The following is a 25,427-nucleotide window of genomic DNA, read 5'->3' as shown; positions in this document are numbered from 1 at the left end:
AATGTGTATAATTAAAAAAAGGAGGTGGAGCGTGTGTTAAGACCTATTATTCAAATTATGTTTTTACTTATTGGTGCGACAGTCGGAATTTTATTATTGCCATCTGCATTTGAACTTATTCCCCTTCTCGACAATCCATGGATCAGTAACCCTTATGTGGCAGCAATTGTTGGTGCTCTTGTCTTTTTCCTGTTATCTTTATTGTTTGTAGAGTCTCTAATCAACTTTATGAAGTGGATGGAAGAGAAACTGCTTCATGCACCGACACCGGACCTGTTATTTGGGACGGTAGGTATGATTATCGGTCTTGTAGTTGCTTTCCTGATCGGCTTTGCATTGAGTACAGTCGATATTCCATTGGTTGCGACAGTGGCGCCTTTAGTGTTATCTGTAGTGCTCGGCTATTTAGGGTTCCAGGTGGGATTCCAAAAACGCGAAGAGATGTTGACGATGTTGACTCCCGCTAAATTCACACCGGTGAAAAAGTTGGAGCCGGAAGAGCCGGTTGAAAAAGTCTCCTATAAACTGCTTGATACCAGTGTCATCATCGACGGTCGGATTGCGGATATTTCGGCAACGGGTTTTATGGAAGGCACTTTTGTGGTACCCCAGTTCGTGTTGTCTGAGCTTCAGCATATTGCCGATTCTTCGGATACCCTGAAGCGGACACGCGGCAGGCGAGGCCTGGATATTTTAAAACGGCTTCAAAGTGAGCGTGTGGATGCCATAATGATCACAGAGGAAAATTTTGATGAAGTCAGCGAAGTTGATTTGAAGTTGATGCGCGCGGCGAAAAAAATGGGTGGCCAAGTTGTGACAAATGATTTTAATCTTAATAAAGTATGCGAACTTCATAATGTTCCAGTATTGAATATCAATGACTTGGCGAACGCTGTGAAACCTGTTGTAATACCGGGAGAAGATATGCATGTAGTGGTCATCAAAGATGGCAAAGAGCAAAATCAGGGTGTGGCCTATTTGGACGATGGGACGATGATCGTGATTGAAGATGGCAAAGGTTTTATTGGCCAAGCAATCAACGTCACTGTCACCAGTGTTTTGCAGACTTCTGCAGGGCGGATGATTTTTGCAAAGCCGCGCGACGGCAAACAAACTGCAACAAATTGATAAAGGATGTTATCCAATGAATTATACAGTCGTCTTGCCTGCTGCCGGCAGCGGGAAACGAATGAAAGCAGATAAAAACAAATTATTGCTCGAACTTTTCGGCAAACCTATTTTTCTTTATACGTTGGAAGTTTTCCAGCAGGACCCGAACTGCGAGGCTATTTGGCTGGCAGTAAAAGAGCAGGAACGGCAACTGATCGAAGAATATGTAGAGCGTCATAACATCACAAAAGTACAAGGTTACGCTACAGGGGGAACGGAGCGGCAGGATAGTGTGAGAGCCTGTCTTGAAGCGATTCCACCTTGTGGCGTTGTTTTGGTTCACGATGCTGCACGGCCTTTCATCGATCGGGAAGTGATTGCGCGGCTGGTGGAAACAGCGCAGGTTTCCGGAGCTGCAATTGCTGGCGTGCCGGTCAAAGATACCATCAAAAAAGTAGAAAATGGCATCATTTCAGAAACTATAGACCGCAATCAATTGTGGATGATCCAGACACCGCAGGCTTTTCGCTATTCGTTGATTTTAAACGCAGCGAAGGCAGCCCAAAATGATGGATTCATGGGGACAGATGAAGCGATGCTTGTTGAACGCTTAAACTATCCCGTGGCTATTGTTGAAAGTACATACGAAAATATTAAAATGACGACACCGGATGACTTAGTCTATGGAAGAGCTATTCTGGAAAGTCGACTACAGGAGGAACAGAAATGATTAGAATCGGACAAGGTTATGACGTACACCAGTTGGCAGAAGGACGCCCTTTTATATTAGGTGGTATTGAGATTGAACACGATAGAGGCCTTCTTGGCCACTCAGATGCGGATGTTTTGCTGCATACAATTACCGACGCAGCACTTGGCGCGATTGGTGGAGGCGATATCGGCAAGCATTTTCCAGATACAGATCCTGAATTCAAAGACGCTGATTCCCGTAAACTATTGACGCATATTTGGGAATACGTCAAAGAGCAGGGATATGAACTTGGCAATGTTGATTGCACGGTGATTGCCCAAAAGCCCAAACTGGCTCCTTATATCGAACAAATGCGTGAATCAATTGCGAACTTGCTGGAAGCGGATATTTCACAGGTCAATGTTAAGGCGACAACTTCCGAGCATCTTGGATTTACTGGACGTGAAGAAGGAATTGCTGCATTAGCGGTGATCCTATTGAACAAGCGCCCTGTTTCGTTAGATGTCCCAGAGTGATAGAATAACAGAAGGATACGATAATTTAGGAGGAACTCAAATGACACAAGAAGTACGCGTACGTTATGCGCCAAGCCCGACAGGCCATCTGCACATCGGCGGCGCCCGGACAGCATTATTCAATTATTTATATGCACGCCACAATAACGGGAAATTCATCGTTCGCATTGAAGATACGGACATAGCCCGTAATATTGAAACAGGGATTATGTCTCAGTTGGATAACTTGAAATGGCTGGGCATCGACTATGATGAATCTGTGGATATCGGTGGAGATTACGGTCCTTATCGCCAAATGGAGCGCCTGGATACGTATAAAGAGCATTCAGACAAGATGCTTGAAAAAGGTCTTGCCTACAAATGCTTTTGTACAGCTGAAGAGCTTGAAACAGAGCGTGACGCTCAAAAAGCATCAGGCATCGCTGCGCCTCAATACAGCGGCACTTGCCGTAATTTGACATCTGAAGAAGTTGCTGAAAAAGAAGCAGCAGGCAAATCGTTTACGCTTCGTGCGAAAGTTCCTGCTGCTGTTACGTATGCGTTCAACGATTTGGTACGTGGTCCGATTTCATTCGAATCAAAAGATGTCGGCGATTGGGTGATGGTCAAAACCAATGGTATTCCGACGTATAACTTTGCAGTTGTCATTGATGACTATTTGATGAAAATTTCCCATGTATTCCGTGGGGAAGAGCATTTATCAAACACGCCAAGACAGATGATGATCTATGATGCGTTCGGCTGGGAGCATCCGTCTTATGGCCATATGACTTTGATCATCAACGAAGATCGCAAGAAGTTATCGAAACGGGATGAGTCAATTCTGCAGTTTATTTCCCAGTACAAGGATCTAGGCTATATTCCGGAGGCCTTGTTTAATTTCTTTGCGCTTCTCGGCTGGTCTCCAGAAGGTGAAGAAGAGATCTTCTCGAAAGAGGAATTGATTCGCATTTTTGATGTAGAGCGCTTGTCTAAATCGCCATCAATGTTCGATAAACAAAAATTGATGTGGATGAACAACCAGTACATCAAGCAATTGCCGCTTGAAGAAGTGGTGAAGCTAGCTCTTCCGCATTTGCAGAAAGCAGGCAGATTGCCGGAAGAAATGACGCCGGAACAAGCGGAATGGGCGAACAAGCTGGTTGCGTTATACCACGACCAACTGAGCTACGGTGCGGAAATCACTGAGCTTTCTGAGCAATTTTTCACTGAGAAATTATCATACGGAGAAGCTGAACAAGAAATATTGGCTGCTGAGCAAGTGCCTGAAGTGATGACGGCATTCAAAGAGCAGTTGGCTTCATTGGAAAACTTCGAGCCGGCTGAAATCAAAGCGGCAATCAAGGCGGTCCAGAAATCAACGGGCCATAAAGGCAAAAACCTGTTCATGCCAATCCGTGTGGTCATCACTGGACAAATGCACGGACCTGAATTGCCGGACTCTATTTCCCTGCTAGGGAAAGACAAAGCCATTGCCCGCGTTTCCCAATATGCAAGTGCCTAGCATTGACTTATTGCGCTAACGGTGTAAAATGAATTTACCATTAATAAAAACGTTGACGGGAAGAAGTACATGCAGCAAGCTCTTTAGAGAAGATCCCCACCGGCTGTAAGGGATCCGGGCCGCTGCTGCATCGAAATGCCTCTCCGAGTGCTGAGTCGAATCAAGTAGACCAGACGTCTTGCCCGCGTTACGGGCCATCGAGAGAAAAGGATGTACTATCCTTTTAATCAGAGTGGAACCGCGCAACTATGCGTCTCTGTCATTTATATGACAGGGGCGCTTTTTATTTTGGAATAGAAAGGGAGCGATAGAGATGTTTAAATTATTGAAAGACGATGTTGATGTTATTTTCGAACAAGATCCGGCAGCACGTAATTATGTAGAAGTAATCCTCACGTATTCAGGCTTACATGCCATCTGGGCACATCGGCTGGCACATTTTTTCTTTAAGAACAAACTATTTTTCATTGCCCGCGTCATTTCGCAGATCAGCCGCTTTTTCACGGGAATCGAAATTCATCCTGGCGCAGTCATTGGGCGCCGTTTCTTTATTGACCATGGAATGGGCGTAGTCATCGGGGAGACCTGTGAAATTGGCGACAACGTCACCTTGTACCAAGGTGTGACACTGGGCGGCACTGGGAAAGAACGGGGCAAGCGCCATCCGACGTTGGAAGACAATGTGCTGGTTGCAACCGGGGCCAAAGTATTGGGTTCTATCGTGATTGGAGCCAACTCTAAAGTCGGAGCGGGTTCGGTTGTATTGAAGAACGTACCGATGAATTCAACAGTAGTCGGAATTCCAGGTAAAGTGGTTATTCAAAATGGCGTGAAAGTAAAGCCGGACTTGAACCATCAGAATATGCCGGATCCCGTTATGGACAAATGCGATAGCATGGAAATGAAGATTGCCAGATTGCAGCAAGAAGTTGAACAATTAAAAAAAGCTAGGCAGGAAGAAGGGCAACGTTCATGAGTATCCAGATTTTTAATTCATTGTCACGGCAAAAAGAAGAGTTTATTCCTTTAGAAGAAGGAAAAGTAAAGATGTATGTCTGCGGTCCGACCGTTTACAATTACATCCACATTGGCAACGCGCGTCCGGTGATCGTCTATGATACGGTGCGCCGCTACTTGGAATACCGTGGTTACGATGTGAAGTATGTATCGAACTTTACGGATGTCGACGATAAATTGATCAAAGCGGCCAATGAATTAGGCCAGGAAGTTCCGGAAATTGCGGAGCGGTTCATCGCTGCTTATTTTGAAGATACGAAAGCACTGGGCTGCGCAGAAGCGGACGTCCATCCGCGCGTAACCGACCATATGGTGCAGATCATCGAGTTTATTGAAGCGTTGATTGAAAAAGGCTATGCTTATGAGTCGCAGGGAGATGTCTATTACCGGACCCGCAAATTTGAGGGCTACGGCAAGCTGTCCCATCAGTCAGTCGATGAATTGAAAGTCGGGGCTCGTGTGGAGACCGGCGATAAAAAGGAAGATGAACTGGATTTCGTGTTGTGGAAAGCGGCGAAGCCGAAAGAAATTTCATGGGATAGCCCATGGGGCAAAGGACGTCCTGGCTGGCATATTGAATGCTCGGTTATGGCACGTGAGCATTTAGGCGATACCATTGATATTCACGCAGGCGGACAGGATCTGACTTTCCCGCATCATGAAAATGAAATTGCCCAATCCGAAGCCTTGACCGGCAAACCTTTTGCGCGTTATTGGATGCATAATGGGTATATTAATATTGATAATGAAAAAATGTCGAAGTCGCTGAATAATTTTGTGCTGGTAAACGATATATTGAAGGAAATGGATCCACAGGTCCTGCGCTTCTTTATGCTGTCGGTCCATTACCGCCACCCGATCAACTACTCTCAGCAATTGGTGGAAGATGCCATTGCCGGGTTGGAGCGGCTGCGTACGGCGTATGCCAACTTGAAGCATCGCTTAAGCACTTCAGCAGATCTGGGTGACCATTCCGATATTTGGATCCATAAAATCGAAACTATTAAAACTGCATTCGTTGAAACGATGGATGATGACTTTAATACGGCGAATGCCATTTCTAGCCTATTTGATCTGTCCCGTTTATCGAATACGTATTTATTGGAAAAACAGACGGCGACCCCGGTCTTAGAGACTTTTATTGCCGTGTTCGATGAATTGGCCGGCATTTTAGGCATCCCATTCAGCCAGGAAGAAGAATTGCTGGATGAAGAAGTTGAGGCATTGATGGAAGAGCGCATTGAAGCGCGTAAAAATCGTGACTTTGCCCGCGCCGATGAAATCCGTGATTTATTCAAAGAAAAAAATATCATTCTGGAAGATACGGCACAAGGTACACGCTGGAAAAGAGGGTAAGATAGTGAATGTTTTACGGAAAAATGATGTAGACCAATTGAACGCACTGGCGCTTGCCTATATGGGAGATGCCGTTTACGAGCAGGCGATCCGTGAGCATTTGCTGCGTTCAGGACGCGCTAAGCCGAATATTCTGCACCGCCAGTCGACCACTTTCGTTTCTGCTAAAGCGCAGGCGATGGTCTTGAAACGATTAACAGAAGAAGGGTTTTTGACGGAAGCGGAATTGGCGATTATGAGACGGGGGCGCAATGCCAAGTCTGGATCTGTTCCAAAAAATACCGATGTGCAAACTTATAATTTTAGCACCGCTTTTGAAGCGGTCTTAGGCTGGCTGTATTTAAAAGAAGAGCAAGCGCGTGTGGACGAAATCATTTCCTATGCGATTGAGATTGTGGAAGAGTTAGGAGGCGTATTGAAATGACGGAAGAAGATTTGGCACCGGAGATAATCGGCGGCAAGAACCCTGTACTGGAAGCGCTGCGGGCAGACCGGGACATCAATAAAATCTGGATTGCGGAAGGCGTCCAGAAAAAAGGAATCACCGAATTGCTGCAACTGGCAAAAGACAAGGGCGTTATCGTCCAATCCGTACCGAAGAAAAAAATCGACGGATTGACGGATACCAATCACCAGGGGATCGCAGCAGCAGTAGCTGCATATAATTACGCAAGCCTTGATGATTTGTTTGCGGCAGCAGCGGCAAAAAATGAAGATCCATTTTTTCTGATTTTAGATGAATTGGAAGACCCGCATAATTTGGGTTCCATTATGAGAACAGCAGATGCAATCGGTGTTCATGGCTTGATTATTCCAAAGCGTCGGGCTGTAGGTCTGACAGGTGTTGTGGCTAAGGCTTCGACAGGTGCAATCGAGCACGTGCCGGTCGTGCGCATCAATAATTTGTCGCAGACCGTGGACGAATTGAAAAAGCGCGGCCTTTGGATTGCTGGTACAGATGCCAAAGAGTCGGTTGATTACCGCAGAATGGATGCATCTCTTCCGCTGGCGGTCATCATTGGCAGTGAAGGCAAAGGCATGAGCCGGATTTTGCGTGACAAATGTGATTTCCTTTATCAGTTGCCGATGGTCGGACATGTCACTTCACTGAATGCTTCAGTGGCAGCAAGCCTGTTGATGTACGAAGTTTATAGAAAGCGCAATCCACTGGGTTAATGCCATGAACATTCTGCTGGTTGATGGATACAATATCATTGGTGACTGGATGGAGCTGCAGGAACTGAAGAAAGATAAGTTGGCAAATGCCAGAGATCGTCTGATAGAGCGGATGGCTGAATACCGCAGCTACAAAGGATGGCGTGTCATCATCATTTTTGATGCCCACCTGGTTCCAGGGATTGAAGCCAAGAATCTGCACCACGATGTTGAAGTCATTTTCACAAAAGAAAGCGAAACGGCAGATGAACGGATTGAAAAACTGGCAGCGAGTTTAAATAATCGCCGTGACCAGATTTATGTAGCCACTTCGGATTTAACAGAGCAATGGGTTATTTTCGGCAAAGGAGCATTGCGAATTTCAGCACGCGAACTGGAAATTGAAATGAATGAAATACAGGAGAACATCACTAAAAAAGTAAAAGAAATCCAGGAGCAGCGCGGGATTTCCAAAATTCCACTGTCCAGCGAAGTAGCGGAAATTTTCGAAAAATGGCGAAGAGGCTTAAAATGAACGGTTGACGCTCATTTTTTTCTTCCTGTATACTGAGGATATCGAGGCTCACGCAATCGGAGGGATCACCCGTGGAAAATCATGATCAAGTTCAGCCCCAACGATTCACCGACATGACAGATGAGGAACTTGTCAGTTTAGTCCACAGTGGAAACACAGAAGCATTGGATTTTTTGATTACAAAGTTCCGGTCTTTTGTTCGAATGAAAGCCCGTTCGTATTTTCTGATCGGCGCTGATAAGGAAGATATTATCCAGGAAGGCATGATCGGACTGTACAAGGCGATCCGTGATTTTCGAAGTGATAAGCTATCTTCTTTCCGTGCATTTGCGGAACTATGCATCATTCGGCAGATCATTACTGCCATTAAAACGGCTACGCGCCAAAAACATATTCCGTTGAATTCATATGTATCTCTGGACAAACCGATCTATGATGAAGAGTCTGACCGAACTTTGATGGATGTACTGACCGGAAACGGAGCGGATGATCCAGAAGATCTGATCATCCATAATGAAGAATTTCAGTATATGGAAGAAAAGATGGGGGAAGTGCTGAGTGAACTTGAGCGTGAAGTTTTGGCCCTTTATTTAGATGGCCAATCCTATCAGGAAATTTCAGAAAAGCTCGAACGCCACGTCAAATCGATCGACAATGCACTGCAACGGGTCAAACGGAAACTGGAACGCCACTTGCAAATCAATGAGATGCCGAGCTCCTGATGCGCAGTTGACAGGGGTGTTTTAAGGTGATAACCTTGAAAAAGCTGTAAACTTGAATAAAGTGATAACATGGCTGGAAAAATTTTTTTAAGCTGCTCGAAATGTGCATCCCGCAATTACACGGTTCCTGCGAAAGCGGAATCCGGCACACGTTTGGAACTCGAAAAATTCTGTGCTCATTGCAATGGGCATACCGTGCATAAACAAACGATATGAATTTTAACTGAATGCCGGACGATATAGAGTGATTTTGAAATTCGGAGGTTTTTTAAACAATGGGTAACATTGGCGGTTTTTTTAAAAATGTCGTTTCGGAAATGCGGAAAGTTAGCTGGCCGAAACGAAAAGAACTAACTCGTTATACGATCGTTGTTCTTTCTACTTGTATTTTCATGGCTCTCTTCTTCGCGATAATTGACGCAGGCATCTCGGAAGTATTCCGTTGGTTCTTGGCGCTATAAGTCATCCGACAAGAATAATGCATAAAAAATAGCCCGTCATTCTATGAGAACGGGTTTTTTCATTTGGTAAAAAAGGAGGGATGGACGTTCAGTCCGCACGATTATGGAGAAAAATTGGTATGTAGTCCACACGTATTCTGGATATGAGAACAAAGTGAAGGCAAACCTGGAAAAGCGTGTAGAAACAATGGGTATGGAAGATCTTATCTTCCGCGTCATCATTCCTGAAGAAGAGGAAACAGATTTTAAAGATGGCAAGAAACGCACTGTTATGCGCAAGACCTTCCCGGGTTATGTCCTGGTTGAATTGATCATGACAGATGAATCCTGGTACGTTGTCAGAAACACGCCAGGTGTTACAGGATTTATCGGTTCATCAGGCGGGGGAGCAAAACCGACGCCGTTGTTAGATGAAGAAGTTGAGTTCATTCTGAAACAAATGGGAATGACAGGACGCAAAGTGGATATTGACTTTGCAGTTGCCGATACAGTTGAAGTGATGGAAGGGCCATTCGCCAACTTCCAAGGTAAAGTGGAAGAAATTGATGATACAAAAGGCAAAGTTAAAGTGTCGATTGATATCTTCGGCCGCGAAACCAAAATGGAACTGGATTTCGAGCAAGTTCAAAAAGTATAAATGCCCCTTGCTATTCTGAATTATTAATGGTATTATTTCATAGGTCAGACTGTCATAGGACAATCTGTACAATTTAGCTAATTCTATCAACATCGTTGACAGACAGATATTGAGTGGGAGGGGAAACCCTATTACCACATCACGGACTTAAGGAGGTGTGTTTCGTGGCTAAAAAAGTTGTTAAAGTTGTAAAGTTGCAGATTCCTGCAGCAAAAGCTAATCCAGCGCCACCAGTTGGTCCAGCATTGGGTCAAGCAGGTGTTAACATCATGGGCTTCTGTAAAGAGTTCAACGCGCGTACGGCAGATCAAGCAGGACTGATCATTCCAGTTGAGATTTCAGTATTTGAAGATCGTTCATTTACATTCATTACGAAAACTCCACCCGCAGCTGTTCTATTAAAAGTAGCAGCCGGTATTGAATCAGGTTCAGGCGAACCGAACCGCAATAAAGTAGCGACTGTGAAACGCGACAAAGTTCGCGAAATCGCAGAAACTAAAATGCCAGATCTAAACGCTGCTTCAGTAGAAGCTGCAATGTTGATGGTTGAAGGTACTGCTCGCAGTATGGGCATTACAATCGAAGACTAATTCTAGCAGTTGTTTTTGGATGGGTTGCGCAGTTCATCATGAGCCGCGCAGCCTTTAATCGTGGGAGGTTCATTCCGTTATACCACAACAAGGAGGACGTTTAAAATGGCTAAAACAGGCAAAAAGTTGCAAGAAGCAGCAAAATTGATCGACCGTTCAAAACAATACGAAGCTAAAGAAGCAATCGAACTTGCGAAAAAAGCAAGCACAGTGAACTTTGACGCTACAGTAGAAGTGGCTTTCCGTCTAGGAATCGACACGCGTAAGAACGACCAGCAAATCCGTGGGGCAGTAGTACTTCCAAACGGAACTGGTAAAACTCAAAGCGTATTGGTTTTCGCTAAAGGCGAAAAACTGAAAGAAGCTGAAGCAGCTGGCGCAGATTTCGTAGGCGACGCTGAATATATCGAAAAAATCCAACAAGGATGGTTTGACTTCGACGTGATCGTTGCAACTCCTGACATGATGGGTGAAGTTGGTAAACTTGGACGCGTTTTAGGGCCAAAAGGCTTAATGCCAAACCCGAAAACAGGCACAGTTACATTTGATGTAACAAAAGCTGTTCAGGAAATCAAAGCTGGTAAAGTGGAATACCGTGCAGACAAAACGGGTATCATCCATGCGCCAATCGGGAAAGTTTCTTTTGATGACAGCAAACTTGCTGAAAACTTGGAAGCAATCTATGACGTAGTGCAAAAAGCGAAGCCAGCTTCTGCTAAAGGTACTTACATCAAATCGCTAAACGTTACTACTACAATGGGGCCTGCTGTTAAAGTAGATCCATCAAAAGTAGTTGCTAAATAAGATATTGACATCGTATTTTCGCTCTGCTATACTAGCGGAGTTGTGAAATACCCATTTGTACCGCAGACAGCAGGGGCGCGAGCCGCTTAATTTATCCCTGCCGAGGACATGATGAATTCAGTAAACATCTTTTTGATGCTGATTTTATGCCTCTGTGTCTGTAATGGACCAGAGGCTTTTCTTATGGACGGTATAAATGAAAAATCTATAGGAGGTGCCAAAATGAGCAAAGCAGTTGAAACGAAAAAAGTTGTCGTGCAAACAATCGCTGATAAGTTCAGCGCTGCAGCTTCAGTTGTAGTTGTTGACTACCGTGGATTGAACGTTGCACAATTAACAGAACTTCGTAAACAGCTTCGTGAAGCAGGCGTTGAGTTTAAAGTTTACAAAAACTCAATGACTCGCCGTGCGACAGAAATGCAAGGTCTTGAAGCGATCAACGAACACTTTACAGGACCAAACGCAATTGCATTTTCTAACGAAGATGTAGTAGCTCCAGCGAGAATCATCAATACTTTCGCTAAAACGAACGACGCGCTTGAAATCAAAGCGGGTGTCATCGAAGGTGTAGTAGCATCTGCTGAAGATGTGAAAGCATTGGCAGAACTTCCATCACGCGATGGTTTGCTTTCTATGCTACTCAGCGTACTACAAGCTCCAATCCGCAACTTTGCAGCTACTACAAAAGCAGTTGCAGACCAAAAAGAAGAACAAGGCGCTTAATAAGTTAGCCGGCTAAGCACGACAAAAAATATTACCTATCAATAGGAGGAAACTATAATGACACAAGAACAAATCTTAGACGCAATCAAAGAAATGACAGTTCTTCAACTTAACGACCTAGTAAAAGCAATCGAAGAAGAGTTCGGCGTAACTGCTGCTGCTCCAGTTGCTGCTGCTGGTGGCGGTGCTGCTGTTGAAGAAGAGCAAACAGAATTTGACGTAATCCTTACTTCTGCTGGCGATTCAAAAATCAAAGTAATCAAAGCAGTACGTGAAGTAACTGGTCTTGGTCTTAAAGAAGCGAAAGCTCTTGTAGACGAAGCTCCTAAAGCAATCAAAGAAGGCGTTACTAAAGAAGAAGCTGAAGAAGTTAAAGGCAAACTTGAAGAAGTTGGCGCTGGAGTAGAAGTTAAGTAATTTCATGAATCCATAAAAATGAAAGGAAAGCTCGTCAGTGTATACCGACGGGCTTTTCTTCTTTTTAAATTCATTTGCATAACGGGCAGCCGTCCGTAATAAGGTGAACGCAAGGAGGACTTTATATGTCTCAACATTATTATTCTAAAAATCCTCAAACAAAAAGCAATCCCCGAGAGTGGACAGATGTATTGCGGGGCGAAAAATTCCGATTCCAGACCGACGCAGGAGTTTTCAGCAAAAGTGAAGTAGATTTTGGTTCGCGTTTATTGATCGAGACATTCGTTGAGGCTGAGATAGATGGACCGGTGCTTGATGTTGGCTGTGGATATGGGTCCATCGGAATGGCAGTCGCAAAAGCATCTCCTCATAAACAAGTGCATATGGTGGATGTCAATACACGAGCTATCGAACTGGCGAAAACAAACGTTGAAAAGAACGACATCTCCAATGTCCAGATTTACGAAAGTGATGGTTTAAGCGCTGTTGAAGCTAGTGATTTTTCTGCAATTTTAACAAACCCGCCGATCAGAGCAGGCAAGGATACCATTTTTCGTTTTTATGAAGAGGCTGCTGAAAAGTTAGCGGATGGTGGATCGTTATGGGTGGTTATCCAGAAAAAGCAAGGCGCTCCTTCTACGCAGGTGAAACTGGAAGAGCTTTTCGGAGAAGTCAGAGTGGTCGATAAGAAAAAAGGTTACTTTATTTTTGAAGCCAGAAAAGTTTGACTTGACAAAACCGCTGTGTTATTATAATGAAATGCAAAATTTATTATTTTGAGGTCGTTTGCCCTTTTTCGGGCTTGGCATGGCGACAGAGCTAATCACGTGTAAACCGAAAATGAGCTGATTTATAGTCTCGTTTTCTTTTTGTCTTTTCGATATCATACACTATTTTGTGGAAATCGCAAAGACCTATAATCGTTTTATTGAGGGGTGAATAAGTTGGTAGGTCAACTAGTTCAGTACGGTCAACATCGTCAACGCAGAAGTTTTTCGAGAATCAGTGAAGTGCTGGATCTTCCGAACTTGATTGAAATTCAATCGTCATCTTATGAATGGTTCCTTGAAGAAGGGCTTCGTGAAATGTTCCGGGACATCTCGCCGATTGAAGATTTCACAGGAAATCTATCACTCGAGTTTGTTGATTATAGTCTCGCGGAACCGAAGTATCCGGTCGATGAATCGAAAGAGCGTGACGTTACTTATGCAGCACCTTTGCGTGTTAAAGTACGTCTGCACAACAAAGAAACAGATGAAGTGAAAGAACAGGATGTCTTCATGGGGGATTTCCCACTAATGACAGAAACAGGTACTTTCGTCATCAACGGCGCAGAACGCGTTATCGTTTCTCAATTGGTTCGTTCGCCAAGTGTTTATTTCCATGACAAGACAGATAAAAATGGTAAAAAAGGCTTCGGAGCAACTGTTATTCCAAACCGTGGAGCATGGCTTGAATATGAAACAGATGCGAAAGATGTCGTGTACGTCAGAATTGACCGGACACGTAAATTACCGGTAACGGTTCTTTTGAGAGCGCTTGGTTTTGGATCTGACCAGGAAATCATCGATTTGCTTGGTGATAACGAATTCCTTCAAAACACGCTTGAAAAAGATAACACTGAGAGCACAGAAAAAGCGCTTCTTGAAATCTATGAACGCTTGCGCCCTGGTGAGCCGCCTACAGTTGAAAGCGCGAAAAGCTTATTATACTCACGCTTTTTCGACCCAAAACGCTATGACCTGGCAAATGTCGGCCGTTACAAAATGAACAAAAAGCTTCATATCAAAAACCGTCTTTTCAATCAGACAATCGCTGAAACTCTGGCTGATCCTGAAACAGGCGAAATTCTGGTTGAAGCTGGCACATTGATTGACCGCCGTGTACTTGATCGCTTGATTCCAAACTTGGAAAATGGCGTTGGTTTCCATACAGTTTCTCAAGTAGGTGGTGTCCTGGAAGGTGAAGTGACCTTACAGTCGATCAAAATCTACGCGCCAAACAATGAAGACCAAAAAGAGATCACTGTCATCAGTAATGCTTATATAGAAGACAAGATCAAAAATGTAACGCCGGCTGATATCATTTCTTCTATCAGTTACTTCTTTAACCTGCTTTACGGTGTCGGAAACACGGATGATATCGATCATCTTGGTAACCGTCGTCTGCGTTCAGTAGGTGAGTTGCTGCAAAACCAATTCCGTATCGGACTATCCCGTATGGAGCGTGTAGTTCGTGAGCGTATGTCCATTAACGACACACAGGCAATCGTTCCTCAGCAATTGATCAATATCCGTCCGGTTATTGCATCAATTAAAGAGTTCTTCGGCAGCTCTCAGCTTTCCCAGTTTATGGATCAAACCAATCCATTAGCTGAATTGACGCATAAACGCCGTCTATCGGCGCTTGGACCCGGTGGTTTGACGCGTGAACGTGCAGGCTTTGAAGTCCGTGACGTTCACTATTCCCATTATGGCCGCATGTGTCCAATTGAAACGCCTGAGGGCCCGAACATTGGATTGATCAACACCCTTTCAACATTTGCGAAAGTAAATAAATTCGGTTTCATTGAAACTCCTTATCGCCGTGTAGATGGGGAAACCGGTGTTGTCACAGAACACATCGACTACCTGACTGCTGACGAAGAAGACAATTATGTAGTGGCGCAGGCCAATTCGAAGCTGAATGACGATGGTTCATTCGTTGAAGAAGGCGTCGTTGCACGTTTCCGCGGTGAGAACACCGTCTACAAACGTGGCAGCATCGACTATATGGACGTTTCTCCGAAGCAAGTCGTTTCTGTAGCGACAGCCTGTATTCCGTTCCTTGAAAATGATGACTCCAACCGAGCATTAATGGGAGCGAACATGCAACGTCAGGCAGTTCCATTGTTAAACCCGGAAGCTCCTTTCGTAGGAACCGGAATGGAACACTTGGCCGCGCGTGATTCTGGTGCAGCTGTTGTAGCTAAAAATGACGGTATCGTGGAATATGTGGAAGCTAAGGAAATTTCAGTACGCCGCATTGAAGTTGTGGATGGCAATGAAGTCCGAGGCGACCTTGACACATACAAATTGCAGAAATTTGTCCGTTCTAACCAAGGAACAAGCTATAATCAACGCCCGATCGTCAAAGTTGGAGACCGTATTTCCAAACGCGATATTCTTGCTGACGGACCTTCAATGGAACGTGGAGAGATGGCATTAGGAAGAAACGTATTGGTTGCCTTCATGACATGGGATGGTTTTAACTACGAAGATGCGATCATCATGAGTGAGCGCTTAGTAAAAGATGATGTTTATACATCTGTCCATATCGAAGAGTATGAATCCGATTCACGTGATACGAAATTAGGGCCGGAAGAAATTACGCGTGACATCCCGAACGTTGGGGAAGATGCATTGCGTAACTTGGATGACCGAGGTATTATCCGTGTCGGAGCTGAAGTGAAAGATGGAGATATTCTAGTTGGTAAAGTAACACCTAAAGGGGTTACGGAATTGACTGCTGAAGAACGTCTGCTTCATGCCATTTTCGGTGAAAAAGCACGTGAAGTGCGCGATACTTCATTGCGGGTGCCTCACGGTGCCGGCGGTATTGTATTGGACGTCAAGATCTTCAATCGTGAAGATGGAGACGAATTGCCACCAGGTGTTAACCAGCTGGTTCGCGCATATATCGTTCAAAAACGTAAAATCTCTGTTGGCGATAAAATGGCTGGACGTCACGGAAACAAAGGTGTTATTTCGAGAATTCTGCCTGAAGAAGATATGCCATTCATGCCAGACGGCACACCGGTAGACATTATGTTGAATCCACTTGGTGTACCATCCCGTATGAATATCGGTCAGGTACTTGAGTTGCACCTAGGAATGGCTTCCCGTTCACTTGGAATTCATATGGCCTCATCTGTATTTGATGGAGCGAATGAAGAAGATGTCCTGGAAACAATGGAAGAGTCAGGTATGCCACTCGATGGTAAAACGATTCTTTATGATGGCCGTTCTGGTGAATCATTCGATAACCGTGTCTCTGTAGGTATCATGTACATGATTAAACTTGCCCACATGGTCGATGATAAATTGCACGCCCGTTCAACTGGACCTTACTCATTGGTTACACAACAACCATTGGGTGGTAAAGCGCAATTCGGCGGACAGCGTTTTGGGGAGATGGAAGTATGGGCACTTGAAGCATATGGTGCCGCTCATACATTACAAGAGATCCTAACGGTGAAGTCGGATGATGTGGTTGGCCGCGTGAAAACCTATGAAGCAATTGTTAAAGGTGAAAGTGTACCGGAACCAAGTGTGCCGGAATCATTTAAAGTTTTGATCAAAGAGCTTCAAAGTTTAGGTATGGACGTTAAGATGTTGACGATTGATGATGAAGAAATTGAATTGCGCGATTTGGATGAAGAAGAAGATCTTCAACCGGCGGATTCATTGAACATCCTCCCGATTGCCGATACAGAAGCACCGGTTGGAACAATTGATAAATAAACATGGGATTCGAACGGCTTTAACCGGCCGTTCTCCATTTATTCACTTAGCCATTACCGAGGAAGAGCCGTACAGAAACTCGAGACAAAAGGGAGGTAGGCTCCTTGATAGATGTTAATAATTTTGAGTATATGAAAATCGGATTAGCGTCACCCGATAAAATTCGCTCATGGTCTTATGGAGAAGTCAAAAAGCCAGAAACAATCAATTACCGTACACTGAAACCTGAAAAAGATGGTTTGTTCTGCGAACGTATTTTCGGTCCTACGAAAGACTGGGAATGCCATTGCGGTAAATACAAGCGTGTCCGCTACAAAGGCGTTGTCTGCGATCGCTGTGGCGTTGAAGTCACACGTTCAAAAGTTCGCCGCGAACGCATGGGGCATATTGAATTAGCAGCTCCCGTTTCGCACATCTGGTATTTCAAAGGAATTCCGAGCCGCATGGGACTTATCCTGGATATGTCCCCACGCTCACTTGAAGAAGTTATTTATTTTGCTTCTTATGTAGTAATCGATCCTGCGGATACACCACTTGAAAAGAAACAACTTCTTTCTGAAAAAGAATACCGCGCTTACCGTGATAAGTTTGGGAAAAAATTCCAGGCTGCTATGGGAGCAGAAGCAATCAAACGTCTATTGCAGGAAATTGACCTTGAACGCGAAACGGATTCTTTAAAAGAAGAGTTGAAAACGGCTCAAGGCCAACGACGTACTCGTGCGATTAAACGCCTTGAAGTGGTTGAGTCATTCCGTAATTCAGGAAACAATCCTGATTGGATGATTCTTGATGTTCTTCCTGTTATTCCACCTGAACTTCGCCCGATGGTTCAATTAGATGGCGGCCGCTTTGCGACTTCTGATCTAAATGACCTTTATCGCCGCGTAATCAACCGGAATAACCGTCTGAAGCGTCTTTTGGATCTTGGTGCACCAAACATCATCGTACAGAACGAAAAACGTATGCTTCAAGAAGCTGTTGATGCATTAATCGATAACGGCCGTCGTGGCCGTCCGGTTACAGGACCTGGTAACCGTCCATTGAAATCTCTTTCTCATATGCTGAAAGGGAAACAAGGGCGTTTCCGTCAGAACCTTCTTGGTAAACGAGTTGATTACTCAGGCCGTTCCGTTATCGTAGTCGGACCTAACCTGAAAATGTATCAATGTGGTTTGCCGAAAGGAATGGCAATCGAATTGTTCAAGCCGTTCGTTATGAAAGAATTGGTTGAACGTGGATTGGCTCACAACATCAAGAGCGCAAAACGCAAAATCGAACGTCTTCATTCTGAAGTTTGGGATGTACTGGAAGACGTCATCAAGGAGCATCCGGTTCTATTGAACCGAGCACCGACTCTTCACAGACTGGGTATCCAGGCATTTGAACCGACACTAGTTGAAGGTAAAGCAATCCGTCTTCATCCGCTTGTATGTACTGCATACAATGCCGATTTCGATGGTGACCAAATGGCTGTTCACGTACCTTTATCATCCGAAGCACAGGCAGAAGCAAGATTATTGATGCTTGCAGCTCAAAACATTTTGAATCCAAAAGACGGAAAACCTGTTGTAACACCATCTCAGGATATGGTTCTAGGAAACTATTACTTAACACTTGAGCGCAAAGGTGCTACAGGAGAAGGCGCAACTTTCTCAGGACCTGAAGAAGTAATGATCGCTTATCAAACAGGCCATGTGCACTTGCATACACGTATTGCAATTCTAGCTGGAGCCGTCAACAACCCGACGTTCACAGAAGAACAGAACAAAATGCTTTTATTGACAACTGTCGGTAAAATTATTTTCAATGAAATTCTGCCGAAGTCATTCCCGTATATCAACGAGCCGACTGATTACAATCTGCAGGTGGAAACGCCAGCGAAATATTTCGTCGCTACAACGACTGATATTCGCAAGCATATTGAAGAAGCGGAACTTGTGACACCATTCAAGAAGAAAATTCTTGGGGAGATCATCGCGGAAGTATTCAAACGTTTCCATATTACGGAAACTTCTAAAATGCTTGACCGCATGAAGAGCCTTGGGTTCAAATATTCGACACAAGCCGGCATTACTGTTGGTGTGGCGGATATCGTAGTTCTTCCGGACAAGGGAGAAATTCTTGTTGATGCACAAGAAAACGTAGATAAAGTAATGAAACAATTCCGTCGCGGATTGATTACAGAAGAAGAGCGATATGCACGCGTCATTTCATATTGGAGCAATGCAAAAGATATTATTCAGAGCAAACTGATGGCATCTCTTGATAACTTGAATCCAATCTTTATGATGAGTGATTCCGGAGCGCGTGGTAATGCATCCAACTTTACACAGCTTGCTGGTATGCGTGGACTCATGGCCAACCCGGCTGGGCGCATTATCGAACTTCCGATTAAATCATCCTTCCGTGAAGGTTTGACTGTACTTGAATACTTCATCTCTACACACGGTGCCCGTAAAGGTCTTGCCGATACAGCACTTAAAACAGCCGATTCTGGTTACTTGACTCGTCGTCTGGTAGACGTTGCACAAGATGCAATCGTCCGCGAAAATGACTGTGGCACTGACAGAGGATTGCTGGTTGGAGCGTTGATGGAGGGCACTGAAGTGATTGAAGAGCTTGATGAGCGTATCGTTGGCCGTCATGCTAAGAAAACAATCCGCCATCCGGAAACAAAAGAAATAATTGTAGCGAAAGATGAATTGATTACACAAGATCTGACTCGCCTCATTCTTGAAGCGGGCATCAAAGAAGTAACGATTCGCTCTGCGTTTACATGTAATACAAAACACGGCGTTTGTAAGAAATGCTACGGTACTAACCTGGCAACTGGAGACGAAGTTGAAGTGGGCGAAGCAGTAGGTATTATTGCGGCTCAATCAATCGGTGAACCAGGAACTCAGCTTACGATGCGTACATTCCACACAGGCGGGGTTGCAGGAGATGATATTACACAAGGTCTTCCGCGTATCCAGGAAATATTTGAATCACGTAATCCGAAAGGCCAGGCAGTGATTTCTGAAATTACAGGTACGGTTACTGAAATTGATGAAATTCGTGAAGGCCAGAAGGAAGTAACGATTCAAGGTGAGGTTGAAACACGTAAATATCTAGCTCCTTATAATTCACGCATCAAGGTTCAAGTTGATGATGCAATCGTTCGAGGCGAAGTATTGACGGATGGTTCAATCGATCCGAAACAATTGCTACAAGTAAAAGACGTTCAAGCTGTTCAAGTCTATCTATTGAAAGAAGTTCAAAAAGTATACCGTATGCAAGGAGTAGAAATCGGCGATAAGCACGTTGAAGTTATGGTTCGTCAAATGTTCCGTAAAGTCCGCGTCATTGAAGCCGGTGATACTGAATTGCTGCCAGGTTCACTTTTGGATATTCACCAATTTACTGAAGCCAACGTTAAAGCGGTGCTAGAAGGCAACTTGCCAGCTACAAGCCGTCCTGTAATTCTAGGGATCACAAAAGCTTCCCTTGAAACAGAATCATTCCTATCGGCCGCATCATTCCAGGAAACGACTCGTGTCTTAACAGATGCAGCGATTAAAGGAAAACGTGATGAACTTCTAGGATTGAAAGAGAATGTCATCATCGGTAAACTTGTTCCAGCTGGAACAGGAATGCAGCGTTACCGTCAAATTAAGATTGCTCAAAGCGAAAAAGCAGCGAAGCAGGAAATTGTCGGTACAGAATCATAAAAAGATTTTTGATTCCGGGGGAGTTATAAATAACCCCCCGGGATTTTTTAAGAATTCAGTTGACAGCATTGTCATAGGATGATAATATGTTGAGGGTTGATGGTTAACGGTCTGACACTTTGGAGGATATGCAAATGTCTAATGAAAAAGTAAAACAGGCAAGTCAAATAATCATCGGTACAAAGCAGACAGTAAAAGCATTAAAAAGCGGCATTGTCCAAAAGATAATAGTGGCAAAAGACGCGGACGATCGAATGACCGAACAGATTATCCAACTAGCCTTAGAAAAAGGTGTTCGGATCGAATTTGCAGATTCACGATTAAAGCTTGGCAAAGCATATGGCATTAATGTCGGTGCAGCTGCTGTGGCTATTACTGGATAACAGTTTTTGTGTAAAACACAAAGACTTTGTTTTTTACCCAAAAATGAACCACCTGGATATGTGGTATTAGAACACCTTTTGAGAGGAGGAAAAATCGATGCCTACAATTAACCAATTAGTTAACAAGCCTCGTAAACCAAAAATCACGAAATCAGGTTCACCAGCGCTAAACAAAGGGTACAACAGCTTTAAAAAGTCTCAAACTAACGTGACATCACCACAGAAACGTGGAGTATGTACTCGTGTTGGTACGATGACACCAAAAAAACCAAACTCGGCATTACGTAAATATGCTCGTGTACGGTTGACTAACCAAATCGAGGTTAATGCTTACATCCCTGGAGAAGGTCACAACCTTCAAGAGCACAGTGTAGTTCTTCTTCGCGGCGGACGCGTAAAAGATTTACCGGGTGTACGTTACCATATCGTACGTGGAGCACTTGATACAGCTGGAGTAAGCGGCCGTATGCAAAGCCGTTCTAAATACGGAACTAAACGTCCTAAAGTAAAAAAATAATAAGTTAAATTAACGAAGAGATTTCGTTGAAAGGAGGAACATACATGCCTCGTAAAGGTCCTGTAGCTAAACGTGATGTGTTGCCAGATCCAATTTATAATTCGAAATTGGTGACACGCTTAATTAATAAAATGATGGTTGACGGAAAAAGAGGTACTTCACAAAAGATCCTATACGGAGCGTTTGAGTTAGTAAAAGAACGCAGCGGTAAAGATCCGATTGAAGTATACGAACAAGCACTGACTAACATTATGCCAGTTCTTGAAGTTCGCTCTCGCCGTGTTGGTGGAGCTAACTACCAAGTGCCGGTTGAAGTTCGTCCTGAACGCCGTACAACTTTAGGTCTTCGCTTCCTGGTGAACTATTCACGTCTTCGTGGAGAGAAAACAATGGAAGAGCGTTTGGCTAATGAAATCATGGATGCAGCCAATAATACTGGTTCATCAGTTAAGAAACGTGAAGATTTGCATAAAATGGCTGAAGCTAACAAAGCATTCGCTCACTATCGCTGGTAATTTCTTTCGAGATGTTTTTAACATCTTAATCAGAAACGGAAGGAGAAAAATAACATGGCTAGAGAGTTCTCCTTAGACAAAACACGTAATATCGGGATCATGGCACACATTGATGCTGGTAAAACGACTACTACGGAGCGTATTTTATACTACACTGGTAAAATCCACAAAATTGGTGAAACGCATGAAGGTGCTTCTCAAATGGACTGGATGGAACAAGAGCAGGAACGTGGAATTACTATTACTTCTGCTGCTACAACTGCTTCTTGGAAAAACCACCGTGTTAATATCATCGATACTCCAGGACACGTAGACTTCACTGTAGAAGTTGAACGTTCATTGCGCGTACTTGATGGTGCTGTTACTGTTCTTGATGCTCAATCAGGTGTTGAGCCTCAGACTGAAACAGTTTGGCGTCAAGCTACAACATACGGAGTTCCACGTATCGTATTCATCAACAAAATGGATAAAATCGGTGCTGATTTCCTTTATTCTGTAGGCACATTACACGATCGCCTACAGGCTAATGCACACCCGATCCAGTTGCCAATCGGCGCTGAAGACGACTTTTCAGCAATTATCGACTTAGTTGAAATGAACACTCGTTTCTATGCAAATGATTTGGGAACTGAAATCACAGAAGGTGAAATTCCAGAATCTCATAAAGAGCTTGCAGAAGAATGGCACACTAAATTAGTGGAAGCTGTTGCTGAGCTTGACGAAGACTTGATGGAAAAATATCTTAGTGGGGAAGAAATTACTGTAGAAGAACTTAAAGCTGGTATCCGTAAAGGAACGCTAGACGTTGAGTTTTACCCAGTAGTTTGCGGAACTGCATTTAAAAATAAAGGGGTTCAATTAATGCTTGATGCAGTAATTGATTACCTACCATCTCCATTGGATGTACCTCCAATGACCGGCGTTCTTCCGGATTCAGATGAAGAAGTTTTGCGTAAACCTAGCGAAGAAGAACCATTTTCTGCGTTGGCGTTTAAAGTAATGACAGATCCATACGTAGGGAAATTGACTTTCTTCCGTGTGTATTCTGGCTTCCTTAAATCTGGTTCATATGTTCAGAACTCTTCTAAAGGCAAGCGTGAGCGCGTTGGACGTATCCTTCAAATGCACGCAAACTCCCGTGAAGAAATCGCTGAAGTATATTGTGGAGACATTGCTGCTGCTATCGGACTTAAAGATACATCAACTGGTGATACTTTATGTGACGAAAAACAGCAGGTTGTTCTTGAGCGCATGGTATTCCCAGAACCTGTTATCTCACTTTCTGTGGAACCTAAGTCAAAAGCGGATCAAGATAAAATGGGTCAAGCCCTTGCGAAACTGCAAGAAGAAGATCCTACTTTCCGTGCGCACACTGACCAGGAAACTGGCCAAACAATCATCGCGGGTATGGGTGAACTTCACCTTGATATCCTAGTTGACCGTATGCGCCGTGAATTCAACGTAGAAGCTAACGTAGGTGCACCTCAGGTATCTTACCGTGAGACATTCCGTGAGTCTGCTAAAGTTGAAGGTAAATTCGTACGCCAATCTGGTGGACGCGGACAATTCGGACACGTTTGGATTGAATTCTCTCCAAACGAAGAAGGAGCAGGTTTTGAATTTGAAAATGGTATCGTTGGTGGTGTTGTTCCACGTGAATACATCCCAGCAGTTGAAGCGGGTCTTCGTGACTCACTAGACAATGGTGTTATTGCCGGATATCCTTTGATTGATATTAAAGCTCGCTTGTTCGACGGATCTTACCATGATGTTGACTCGAATGAGATGGCATTTAAAGTTGCTGCTTCGATGGCACTTAAAAATGCAATTTCGAAAGTTAGACCGGTTCTTCTTGAGCCAATTATGCGTGTTGAGGTTGTTATCCCTGAGGAATACCTTGGAGATATCATGGGTGACATTACGTCACGCCGAGGCCGTGTAGAAGGTATGGACGCTCGCGGAAACGCACAGGTTGTCCGTGCTATGGTACCTCTTGCAGAAATGTTCGGTTATGCAACTTCATTGCGTTCAAATACGCAAGGCCGTGGTGTGTTCTCAATGCACTTCGATCACTATGAAGAAGTACCGAAATCAATTTCTGAAGAAATCATCAAAAAAAATAAAGGTCAATAATTGAATTTTGATCTTTAATAAAGTATAAATAATTTGTATGTCTAGAATGATAGGGCCCTATCGTTCTAGCACTTCAAATGAGCATTCACTTACATTTTGAGGAGGATTTTTCTAATGGGAAAAGCTAAATTTGATCGTTCTAAAACGCACGCGAATATTGGTACAATTGGTCACGTTGACCATGGTAAAACAACTTTGACTGCAGCAATCGCTACAGTTCTAGCTAAAAAATCAGGCGGGGAAGCTCGTTCTTACGCTCAGATTGACAACGCACCTGAAGAAAAAGAGCGCGGCATCACGATCAATACTTCACACGTTGAGTATGAAACTGAAGCACGCCACTATGCACACGTAGATTGCCCTGGACACGCCGATTATGTTAAAAACATGATCACTGGTGCTGCTCAAATGGACGGCGGGATCTTAGTAGTATCTGCTGCTGACGGCCCAATGCCACAAACTCGTGAGCACATTCTTCTTTCACGTCAAGTTGGTGTTCCTTACCTAGTAGTATTCATGAACAAATGCGATATGGTAGATGACGAAGAACTTCTTGAACTAGTTGAAATGGAAGTACGCGACCTTCTATCAGAATATGACTTCCCTGGCGATGACATTCCTGTCATCAAAGGTTCTGCTCTTAAAGCTCTTGAAGGCGAAGCAGAATGGGAAGAAAAAATCGTTGAATTGATGGATGCAGTTGATAGCTATATCCCAACTCCACCACGTGACACTGACAAGCCATTCATGATGCCTGTTGAGGATGTATTCTCAATCACTGGCCGTGGTACTGTTGCTACTGGACGCGTTGAACGCGGACAAATCAAAATCGGTGATAACGTTGATATCATTGGTCTTACTGAAGAACCAAAATCTACTACTGTAACAGGAGTAGAAATGTTCCGTAAATTGCTTGACTATGCTGAAGCTGGCGACAACATTGGTGCACTTCTTCGTGGGGTTTCTCGCGACGACGTACAACGTGGACAAGTATTGGCTAAACCTGGCACAATTACTCCACACACTGAATTCAAAGCTGAAGTTTATGTTCTTTCAAAAGAAGAGGGTGGACGTCACACTCCATTCTTCACAAACTACCGTCCACAGTTCTACTTCCGTACAACTGATGTAACTGGCGTTTGTAACCTTCCTGAAGGTGTAGAAATGGTTATGCCTGGAGATAACATCGAAATGATCGTTTCTCTAATCTCTCCTATCGCACTTGAAGAAGGAACTAAGTTCTCTATCCGTGAGGGTGGACGTACTGTAGGCGCTGGCGTTGTTGCTACAATCACTAAGTAATAACTGCTGAGTGTTGATGAAAGACCCTGTCTCATTTATTGAGACAGGGTCTTTTTTTGCATTAAAGTAAAGAAATTAGCAATACTATTATTAAGGTTAAGCACCGT

General features: G+C 44.0%; 25 protein-coding genes and 2 other annotated features. All 25 genes read left to right on the top strand.

Features of this window, described 5'->3' with window-relative positions; all coding sequences use genetic code 11:
* Positions 1-33 precede the first annotated feature (33 nt).
* The 25 genes from AC1MEO_RS12940 to tuf all read left to right on the top strand — a co-directional run bounded on the left by AC1MEO_RS12940 (position 34) and on the right by tuf (position 25,320).
* Positions 34-1,128, top strand: coding sequence for a PIN/TRAM domain-containing protein (locus tag AC1MEO_RS12940; RefSeq protein ID WP_480331034.1), 1,095 nt, complete (start codon positions 34-36; stop codon positions 1,126-1,128).
* Between the two features lie 16 nt (positions 1,129-1,144).
* Positions 1,145-1,840 carry a 2-C-methyl-D-erythritol 4-phosphate cytidylyltransferase gene (gene ispD / locus AC1MEO_RS12935; protein WP_480331032.1) on the top strand — a complete coding sequence of 232 codons (696 nt, stop codon included), beginning with the start codon at positions 1,145-1,147 and terminating at the stop codon, positions 1,838-1,840.
* Entirely contained in the window at positions 1,837-2,337 is a 501-nt protein-coding gene (gene ispF / locus AC1MEO_RS12930; RefSeq protein ID WP_480331030.1) for a 2-C-methyl-D-erythritol 2,4-cyclodiphosphate synthase, read from the top strand. Before ispD ends, ispF begins: the two co-directional genes overlap by 4 nt.
* A 40-nt stretch (positions 2,338-2,377) precedes the next feature.
* A complete protein-coding gene (gene gltX / locus AC1MEO_RS12925; protein WP_480331028.1) occupies positions 2,378-3,841 on the top strand; it encodes a glutamate--tRNA ligase in 1,464 nt (487 codons plus the stop codon).
* 43 nt (positions 3,842-3,884) lie between these two features.
* Positions 3,885-4,102: a binding site (T-box leader), on the top strand.
* A 52-nt stretch (positions 4,103-4,154) separates the two neighbouring features.
* Complete coding sequence (gene epsC, locus AC1MEO_RS12920) at positions 4,155-4,817, top strand: serine O-acetyltransferase EpsC (RefSeq protein ID WP_480331026.1); 663 nt, start codon at positions 4,155-4,157, stop codon at positions 4,815-4,817.
* Positions 4,814-6,214, top strand: a complete 1,401-nt coding sequence (gene cysS, locus AC1MEO_RS12915) for a cysteine--tRNA ligase (protein ID WP_480331024.1) — start codon at positions 4,814-4,816, stop codon at positions 6,212-6,214. The genes epsC and cysS overlap by 4 nt, the downstream gene beginning before the upstream one ends.
* Positions 6,215-6,218: 4 nt before the next feature.
* Complete coding sequence (locus AC1MEO_RS12910; RefSeq protein ID WP_480331022.1) at positions 6,219-6,638, top strand: Mini-ribonuclease 3; 420 nt, start codon at positions 6,219-6,221, stop codon at positions 6,636-6,638.
* Positions 6,635-7,390, top strand: coding sequence for a 23S rRNA (guanosine(2251)-2'-O)-methyltransferase RlmB (gene rlmB, locus AC1MEO_RS12905; protein ID WP_480331020.1), 756 nt, complete (start codon positions 6,635-6,637; stop codon positions 7,388-7,390). Before AC1MEO_RS12910 ends, rlmB begins: the two co-directional genes overlap by 4 nt.
* A 4-nt stretch (positions 7,391-7,394) precedes the next feature.
* Positions 7,395-7,904 (top strand): NYN domain-containing protein, encoded by a 510-nt coding sequence (locus tag AC1MEO_RS12900; RefSeq protein WP_480331018.1) that lies wholly within the window; start codon positions 7,395-7,397, stop codon positions 7,902-7,904.
* Between the two features lie 113 nt (positions 7,905-8,017).
* Positions 8,018-8,626 (top strand): RNA polymerase sporulation sigma factor SigH, encoded by a 609-nt coding sequence (sigH, locus tag AC1MEO_RS12895; protein ID WP_480336095.1) that lies wholly within the window; start codon positions 8,018-8,020, stop codon positions 8,624-8,626.
* A gap of 69 nt (positions 8,627-8,695) precedes the next feature.
* Positions 8,696-8,842, top strand: coding sequence for a 50S ribosomal protein L33 (rpmG, locus tag AC1MEO_RS12890; protein WP_480331016.1), 147 nt, complete (start codon positions 8,696-8,698; stop codon positions 8,840-8,842).
* Positions 8,843-8,901: 59 nt separating this feature from the next.
* Positions 8,902-9,087, top strand: a complete 186-nt coding sequence (gene secE / locus AC1MEO_RS12885; protein ID WP_480331014.1) for a preprotein translocase subunit SecE — start codon at positions 8,902-8,904, stop codon at positions 9,085-9,087.
* 103 nt (positions 9,088-9,190) lie between these two features.
* The gene (nusG, locus tag AC1MEO_RS12880; RefSeq protein ID WP_480331012.1) at positions 9,191-9,724 is read left to right on the top strand and encodes a transcription termination/antitermination protein NusG; all 534 of its coding nucleotides are present in this window, start codon (positions 9,191-9,193) and stop codon (positions 9,722-9,724) included.
* A 164-nt stretch (positions 9,725-9,888) separates the two neighbouring features.
* Complete coding sequence (gene rplK / locus AC1MEO_RS12875) at positions 9,889-10,314, top strand: 50S ribosomal protein L11 (protein ID WP_006828906.1); 426 nt, start codon at positions 9,889-9,891, stop codon at positions 10,312-10,314.
* 105 nt (positions 10,315-10,419) lie between these two features.
* Complete coding sequence (rplA, locus tag AC1MEO_RS12870) at positions 10,420-11,118, top strand: 50S ribosomal protein L1 (protein ID WP_480331010.1); 699 nt, start codon at positions 10,420-10,422, stop codon at positions 11,116-11,118.
* 42 nt (positions 11,119-11,160) lie between these two features.
* Positions 11,161-11,309, top strand: a sequence feature (ribosomal protein L10 leader region).
* Positions 11,310-11,340: 31 nt separating this feature from the next.
* Complete coding sequence (gene rplJ, locus AC1MEO_RS12865) at positions 11,341-11,841, top strand: 50S ribosomal protein L10 (RefSeq protein WP_480331008.1); 501 nt, start codon at positions 11,341-11,343, stop codon at positions 11,839-11,841.
* A gap of 57 nt (positions 11,842-11,898) precedes the next feature.
* Entirely contained in the window at positions 11,899-12,258 is a 360-nt protein-coding gene (rplL, locus tag AC1MEO_RS12860; protein ID WP_480331006.1) for a 50S ribosomal protein L7/L12, read from the top strand.
* Positions 12,259-12,383: 125 nt separating this feature from the next.
* Positions 12,384-12,986, top strand: coding sequence for a class I SAM-dependent methyltransferase (locus tag AC1MEO_RS12855; protein ID WP_480331004.1), 603 nt, complete (start codon positions 12,384-12,386; stop codon positions 12,984-12,986).
* A 216-nt stretch (positions 12,987-13,202) separates the two neighbouring features.
* Complete coding sequence (gene rpoB / locus AC1MEO_RS12850) at positions 13,203-16,760, top strand: DNA-directed RNA polymerase subunit beta (RefSeq protein ID WP_480331002.1); 3,558 nt, start codon at positions 13,203-13,205, stop codon at positions 16,758-16,760.
* 104 nt (positions 16,761-16,864) lie between these two features.
* The gene (gene rpoC / locus AC1MEO_RS12845; RefSeq protein ID WP_480331000.1) at positions 16,865-20,470 is read left to right on the top strand and encodes a DNA-directed RNA polymerase subunit beta'; all 3,606 of its coding nucleotides are present in this window, start codon (positions 16,865-16,867) and stop codon (positions 20,468-20,470) included.
* A 134-nt stretch (positions 20,471-20,604) separates the two neighbouring features.
* A complete protein-coding gene (locus AC1MEO_RS12840; protein WP_480330998.1) occupies positions 20,605-20,853 on the top strand; it encodes a ribosomal L7Ae/L30e/S12e/Gadd45 family protein in 249 nt (82 codons plus the stop codon).
* A 97-nt stretch (positions 20,854-20,950) separates the two neighbouring features.
* A complete protein-coding gene (rpsL, locus tag AC1MEO_RS12835) occupies positions 20,951-21,370 on the top strand; it encodes a 30S ribosomal protein S12 (protein WP_480330996.1) in 420 nt (139 codons plus the stop codon).
* A gap of 44 nt (positions 21,371-21,414) precedes the next feature.
* The gene (gene rpsG, locus AC1MEO_RS12830) at positions 21,415-21,885 is read left to right on the top strand and encodes a 30S ribosomal protein S7 (protein WP_215102521.1); all 471 of its coding nucleotides are present in this window, start codon (positions 21,415-21,417) and stop codon (positions 21,883-21,885) included.
* 54 nt (positions 21,886-21,939) lie between these two features.
* Positions 21,940-24,018 (top strand): elongation factor G, encoded by a 2,079-nt coding sequence (fusA, locus tag AC1MEO_RS12825; RefSeq protein ID WP_480330993.1) that lies wholly within the window; start codon positions 21,940-21,942, stop codon positions 24,016-24,018.
* A 114-nt stretch (positions 24,019-24,132) separates the two neighbouring features.
* Positions 24,133-25,320 (top strand): elongation factor Tu, encoded by a 1,188-nt coding sequence (gene tuf / locus AC1MEO_RS12820; RefSeq protein WP_480330990.1) that lies wholly within the window; start codon positions 24,133-24,135, stop codon positions 25,318-25,320.
* Positions 25,321-25,427 lie beyond the last annotated feature (107 nt).

The organism is Planococcus sp. BI3 (assembly GCF_056680115.1).
This window is presented reverse-complemented; position numbering and strand designations above follow the sequence as displayed.